The 6,500-nt window shown below is 66.8% G+C and carries 6 protein-coding genes; 3 read left to right on the top strand and 3 right to left on the bottom strand.

Features of this window, described 5'->3' with window-relative positions; translation table 11 throughout:
* From urtC to urtE, 3 genes are all read left to right on the top strand, one after another.
* On the top strand, window positions 1-843 hold an 843-nt coding region (gene urtC / locus VNS22_RS26715; RefSeq protein ID WP_325738005.1), incomplete at its 5' end, for an urea ABC transporter permease subunit UrtC.
* Complete coding sequence (urtD, locus tag VNS22_RS26710) at window positions 830-1,594, top strand: urea ABC transporter ATP-binding protein UrtD (RefSeq protein ID WP_325738003.1); 765 nt, start codon at window positions 830-832, stop codon at window positions 1,592-1,594. The genes urtC and urtD, both read left to right, overlap by 14 nt.
* A complete protein-coding gene (gene urtE / locus VNS22_RS26705; RefSeq protein ID WP_325738001.1) occupies window positions 1,594-2,283 on the top strand; it encodes an urea ABC transporter ATP-binding subunit UrtE in 690 nt (229 codons plus the stop codon). Before urtD ends, urtE begins: the two co-directional genes overlap by 1 nt.
* A gap of 11 nt (window positions 2,284-2,294) precedes the next feature.
* Here urtE and VNS22_RS26700 read toward each other — a convergent pair whose 3' ends face one another.
* From VNS22_RS26700 to VNS22_RS26690, 3 genes are all read right to left on the bottom strand, one after another.
* Window positions 2,295-5,090 carry a DUF4114 domain-containing protein gene (locus VNS22_RS26700; RefSeq protein WP_325737999.1) on the bottom strand — a complete coding sequence of 932 codons (2,796 nt, stop codon included), beginning with the start codon at window positions 5,088-5,090 and terminating at the stop codon, window positions 2,295-2,297.
* A gap of 307 nt (window positions 5,091-5,397) precedes the next feature.
* On the bottom strand, window positions 5,398-6,138 hold the full coding sequence (locus VNS22_RS26695) for an SDR family NAD(P)-dependent oxidoreductase (protein ID WP_325737997.1): 741 nt from the start codon (window positions 6,136-6,138) through the stop codon (window positions 5,398-5,400).
* The coding region (locus VNS22_RS26690; RefSeq protein ID WP_325737995.1) for a D-arabinono-1,4-lactone oxidase at window positions 6,131-6,500 on the bottom strand (370 nt) is incomplete at its 5' end. The genes VNS22_RS26690 and VNS22_RS26695, both read right to left, overlap by 8 nt.

Here is a 6,500-nt window from a genome sequence, read left to right as displayed (position 1 = left end):
GGCGTCTACGGCAATCCGGACCTGCCGGACTTCATGGTGTTCCTGAACTGGCCGGAGCTGCCCTGGTACTGGCAGGGCTTCGACCAGTTCCCGTTCGCCCTGCTCATGGTAGCGCTGGTGCCGGGCATCCTCGCCTTCGTGTTCGGCTGGTTCGCCTTCCGGTCGCGGATCACCGGCGTCTACCTGTCGATCATCAGCCAGGCCATGACCTATGCCCTGATGCTGGCCTTCTTCCGCAACGACATGGGGTTTGGCGGCAATAACGGGCTCACCGACTTCAAGGACCTGCTGGGCTACCCGCTCCAGGCGATGGAGACCCGGCTGGGCCTCTATGTCGCCTCGGTGCTGGCCCTTGCCATCGGTCTCTGGCTGTCGATCCGGATCGCCGATGCCCCGCTCGGCCGCCTGCTGGTCGCGATCCGCGACGCCGAATCGCGCGCCCGCTTCCTGGGCCACCGGGTGCTGGCCGCCAAGCTGTTCGTCTGGACGCTGTCCGCGACGATGGCGGGCGTGGCCGGCGCCCTCTACGTGCCGCAGGTCGGTATCATCAACCCGTCCGAGTTCTCGCCGGCCAACTCGATCGAGGTCGCGATCTGGGTGGCGGTCGGCGGGCGCGGCACGCTGATCGGCGCACCGCTGGGCGCCTTCGTCGTGAACGGTGCGAAATCCTGGTTCACCGGCCTGTTCCCCGAGCTCTGGCTGTTCGGCCTGGGGGCTCTGTTCGTGGCCGTGACCCTGTTCCTGCCCAAGGGTGTCATCGGCACGCTGGCCGAACTGCGCCTGCGCCGCGCCGCCCCTGCCCCCGCCGCCGAGAAGCTGGAGCCCGAGCATGCCGGCGCCTGACGTCCTGCCCGCCGATACCCTGCTCTACGTGGACGGCGTCACCGTCGACTTCGACGGGTTCAAGGCGCTGAACAGCCTGTCGCTCTATCTGGGCAAGGGCGAATTGCGCACGGTCATCGGCCCGAACGGGGCCGGCAAGACCACGATGATGGACGTGATCACCGGCAAGACCCGGCCGACCTCGGGCACCGTGCTCTACGAGGGCTCGGTCGACCTCACCCGCCGGGCCGAGGAGGAGATCGCGAGGCTCGGCATCGGGCGGAAGTTCCAGAAGCCCACCGTGTTCGAGGCGCTCTCGGTCCGGGACAACCTGGAGCTGGCGAGCCTGGGCGGGCAGAAGCTGGGCACCCTGCTCGCGATGCGCACCAGGGCCGAGACGGCCGAGCGGATCGATTCAGTCCTGGAAACGATCGGCCTCGCCGGGCGGCGCACGGTGCTGGCGGGCTCGCTCAGCCATGGCGAGAAGCAGTGGCTGGAGATCGGCATGCTGCTGATCCAGGACCCGAAGCTGATCCTGCTGGACGAGCCGGTGGCCGGCATGACCGATGCCGACACGGAGAAGACCGCCGAGCTGATCCTGCGCCTCAAGGGCCAGCACACCGTGGTGGTGGTCGAGCACGACATGCATTTCGTCGAGACGCTGGCGGCCAAGACCACCGTGCTGCACGAGGGCCGGGTCCTGGCCGAGGGCAGCGTCGCCGCGGTGCGCGCCGATCCCACCGTCGTCCAAGTCTATCTGGGGCGCTCCTGATGCTCGCGGTGGAAAACGTCCATCTGGCCTATGGCGCGTCCCTCGCGCTCCGCGGCGTGTCGCTGGAACTGCAGAAGGGCGAGGTCACCTGCCTGCTCGGCCGCAACGGCGTGGGCAAGACCTCGCTGCTCCGCGCGATCGCCGGCCAGCTGCCGATCAAGACCGGCCGGGTCGTGCTGGACGGCCAGGACCTGGCCCGCCTGCCGACCCATGGCCGGGCCCGCGCCGGCATCGCCCTGGTGCCGCAGGGCCGCGAGATCTTCCCGCGCCTGACCGTGCAGGAGAACCTGGAGACCGGCTTCGCGGCCAGGCGGTCCAGCCGGATCGAGGACCATCTCTACGAGCTGTTCCCGGTGCTCAGGCAGATGCTCCACCGCAAGGGCGGCGACCTGTCGGGCGGCCAGCAGCAGCAGCTGGCGATTGCAAGGGCGCTTGTCACCGACCCGGGCGTGCTGCTGCTGGACGAGCCGACCGAGGGCATCCAGCCGAACATCGTCGACCAGATCGGCGAGGTGGTGGCCGGCCTGGCGCGCACCGGAAAGATGGCGATCCTGCTGGTTGAGCAATATCTCGACTTCGCCTTTCGCCATGCCGACCGGATCCTGGTGATGGATCGCGGCCGGATCGTGCTGGCGGGCCCAGCGAACGAGATCGACCCGGAGGAGGTGCGCCGGCTCGTGGCCGTGTGAGCCGCCCCGGCTCACGCCACCAGGCGTGAGCCAGTGGCGCTGATGAAATCGAGCTGGACGATGATGTCATTGTAGTCCAGGTCGCCGCCGCCCTTCATGTCCTCCCACCCCCAGGTGTTCAGCCCGTAGTTCCAGAGATGGTTGACCGGGGCACCGTCGACCGCCTCGTTCGCCTGGGCAAAGGCAAAGAACTGGTCGGAGCCACTGGACAGGCGCATGGCGATCAGGTCGCCGGCATCCACGTCGAGGATGCTGGTTTCCAGGTACTCGCCGAAGCCGGGGCCGTCGATCCAGCGGTCACCGTCGGCGGTCCGATAGGCACGCGCCTGGCTGGCCGCATCATAGCCCGCATCGCCCGGGGCCAAGCCATCGATCGTGCCGGTGAGATCGTCGACCTCGTAGATCAGCAGGGAGGCCTGCTTCGTTCCGTTCTGACGCAGGCGTACGATCGCCTCCTGGTCGTCCGCGCCGCCGGCGGTTTCCGCCACGGCGACGACGCGCGCGACCCGGACGGCGTTACCCGGATCCAGGGACAGATAGTCGACGAAGCCATAGTCGTTCGACAGGGCGGCCTGCGGGGTAGTGGTCGCCTGGCCAGCGACGCCGACCGTGAGCGATTCACCCTCTTCCAGGGTCAGCTGATAGGCACGTGCATGGCTGTGCCCATCGAACAGGCGGACCAGGCTGGCATCGAAGTCTTGCTGGAGCGACTGCTGTGCGAGTTGACTGGTCCAGGCATAGGCGGAGCCGGCAGCGGCGCCCCAGGAGACTGTCCCGTTCGACGTGACGACATCGATCGTGCCGTCGCTACCCAGCACCGGCTGGAACAGGAGGCTCTGGCTGGCAGCGCTGCCGGCGTCGGCACCGAGCAGGCCCGGGCCTTCACCGTACAGTTGACCGTGCGCGATCGTCGTCAGGGCTCGGGTGAGCAGCACGCCATTGGGCGAGCCCAGGCCGGTTGTGAGGTCATAGCCGGGGCCGGCCTCGTAGCCAAAGCCGGTGGGAATCCCGCCGGCGCTGCTGGAAGTATTGTTGCCGAGCTGGACATCGTTGAACGCACCGGGCGCGACCACCGCCGCGTTGTAGAGCAGGTCGGTGACGTAGCCCATCCGCGGCAGGCCCTGGTCGCTGAATACCGCGTTGACCTGGGCGGCGAGCGACGCCCATAGCGGTGTCGAGGCACTGGTCCCGTAGCCCGACGCCATGTCGGTCATGTCGGCACCGGGCACCTGATAGAACAGGTTGCCGCCGGCAAGTGCCGCGACATCCGGTACACCACGACCGCTTTCGGCAAGAGGATCACTGGTCGTGGGGGCAAGGCCGAAGGCATTCTGGTACCAAGGGGTCGGCCGGGTGGGATCGACGCCACCGGAGGTCGCGGCATTCCAGTAGTAATCGTCCGGCATCACCTCACCTTTGTCCAAGGTGTAGGTGTTCCACACGGTTTCGATGAGGGCAGCGGTATCGTCCGCATCGTCCGGCAGCCTGTCTAGGCCGCCAGCCATCAGCATCTTCAAGGTAGCGAGGTCGTGGTCGTTGGCCCGATCCACGATCTCGTCCAGCGTCGTGTCGCTTTCCGCCCCTTTCGAGGTGCTGATCGATGTGCCCCCTACCGACACCACGAAGGGACTGGACAGGCTGGAGAAGACGTTGGTCAGGCCGTTGCCGATCTGATTGCCCGAGCCGCCGTCGTACGCCATGAGAAAGACGGACTGGTTGCGCAGCGCCGCGTCGACGAACAGATCGTCATAGGCGGCGAAGAACGGTGAATCGGGCGAGAAGTAGCGAATATCGACGAACGAGGAGGAGACGACGCCCGGGTCATTCTCCTGGTCCCAGATCGCGCTCTGGTAGGCAGAAAAGGCCAGACTGCCGGCCGCGCCAACATAGAGCCCGATCGTGCTGTTGGGCGCCGCCCCTGCCACCACGCCAACATCGAGCGAGCGCTCGCCACCGACGCCGGTGTTGCTGATGTCGTAATATTGTCCCTTAGGATTATCGACATAGTAGCTGCCGGGTGTGTCGATGCCGAGGGCGTGGCGGTAGGCATCCAGCCGGGCCTGAAAGCCGTCCCCTCCTTGGTCCCCGGGCAAAGCGGAACCGATGCCGGTTTCGATCAAGGCGATGGTGCCCGTCGCGGCCGCGCTGCCGGTCAGCGGAAAGTCGTACATCTTCGCGAGCATGTCCGGCGTGACCAGCAATGTCTCGGACGAGGCATTGCCGATGCTCTGCGGCCCCTGCGGCAGGTCGACCGGATGATCGATGAGCCCCGATACAGCGTAGCTGGCACTCAGCTCGGGCCACAGGCCCGCGAGGGAGATGTTCCAGTCGTCCGGGATCGACAGATTTCCTTCCCAGAACGGGGGCGAAGGGCCAATCATGGTCTGTCCGACCAGCAGCGGCGCGCCGAAGGTCGTGGCGAACTGGTCCGGGGTCAGTTCGATCCATACCGTGCGGGACTCGGCCGACGAGATGTAGCCTGTGCCAGAATCGATGATCGCGATGCCGCTGTCCTGCAGCTTGTCGACGAAGTTCTGGTAGATGGCCGGATCGGCCCCGTAGGTCGACCACAAGGTGCCATCGGCTTCCATCTGGGCGAGCGTCGCCTGCCGGGTCGCCCAGTCCTGGTTCAACAGTTCAGTTGGATCGCCGACCCGTTCCAGGAACAGAGCGACCTGTATCTTGATGTCGCCCGACAGCGGCTCGATGCTGGAAGGATCCAGGTCATAGGCCTCAACGACTGTGGTCTTATCGGTGAGGCGAAAGGATGTCAGGTCGAGATAGGTAGAGTTTTCGATCACAGGCATCCTGATCCTCTTCGATTTGAACCGCCTGAACCAGCCGGGTCTTTACGAGGAGGATTTTCCGGAAGCTTTCAATGTACGAAGTTGGTTGATTCAATGGTTCGTCAACATGTGTTGCGCCGAATATCGGACATACAACAAGCGTACAATAGGCTCATGCCTCAGGCTCAATCCATACTACCTCGGCATTCTGGTGCTCCACCTCGCAGCAGCAGCCGACACCGTCGTGCGCTGCACGTGTGGATCATTGTGCAGCATGGGTTGCCGATGATCGGCTGAGCCATGTTCTCGAATGACGCAGACCGCCCAGCTAGAAGCTCAGCCGCTGCATGATCCGGCCCGGGATCAGCCGGATCACCTGCATGATCCCCCACCAGACGAACGGCACATAGGCAGTCTGCCGGCCCTTCTCCGCGGCCGTCACGATGCTGCGCGCCGCACTCGCGGGATCGGCCATGAGCGGCCCGGCCTTCATCGGCCAGGTCATCGCGGTGTCGAGGAAGCCGGGCTTGATCAGGGTGACCGGCACGCCGGACCAGTACAGCCGGGCGCGCAGCCCCTCGGTGAAGGTGGCTAGGCCCGCCTTCACCGAGCCGTACACATAGTTGGAGCGCCGCCCCCGGTCGCCCGCGACCGAGCCGATCACCACCACCCGGCCGGCCCGCGCCCGCTCGAAATGGGGGATCAGCCGCAGCAGGATCGACACCGCCCCGGCATAACCGGCGGCGATCATGGCGAGGGCGGTGTCCGGCTCGCGCTCGGCCAGGTCCTGTGGCGTCATCACCGCGAACGCCACCACCACGGTGAGCGGGCCCGTCGCCCGCTCCACCACGTCCTGGACGAACCCGGCATGGCTCGCCGTGTCCAGCGCGTCGAACGGCAGCGCCTGGGCGCGCACGCCGAACCGGTGCCGAAGATCGGCGGCACTGCGCTCCAGGTCGGCCTGGTCGCGACCGGCCAGCAGCAGGTCGTGGCCGCGGGAGGCGGCCTCGCGGGCGATGGCACGGGCCAGGCTGGACGAGGCGCCCAGGATCAGCCAGGTCTCAGCCATGGACGGCCTCCCGCACCGGCGCATGGATGCGAAGGCGCCGGGACAGGCCGCTCTGCCAGCGCCCGTCCGGATCGACCCGGCCCAGCACCGCGCGGAACCGGTCGAGCTGCGGGTACATGCTGGCGAAGCCTCCCGCGGAAAGCTGGCTGTCCTTGGCCAGATAGATCCGCCCGCCCGCATCCAGCACGATCCGCTCCAGCGCATCCAGCAGCTCGATCACGCCTTGGCGCTCGGGAAGGTCGATCGCCAGGGTCCAGCCCGGCATGCAGAACGAGAGATGGCCCGTCCCCTGCCGGCCGAACGCCTTCAGCACCGCCAGGAACGAGGCCTGGCCATGTTGGCCGATCTCCTCCAGCAGCCGG

Source organism: Geminicoccus sp. (assembly GCF_035556675.1).
Taxonomy (GTDB): domain Bacteria; phylum Pseudomonadota; class Alphaproteobacteria; order Geminicoccales; family Geminicoccaceae; genus Geminicoccus.
This window is presented reverse-complemented; position numbering and strand designations above follow the sequence as displayed.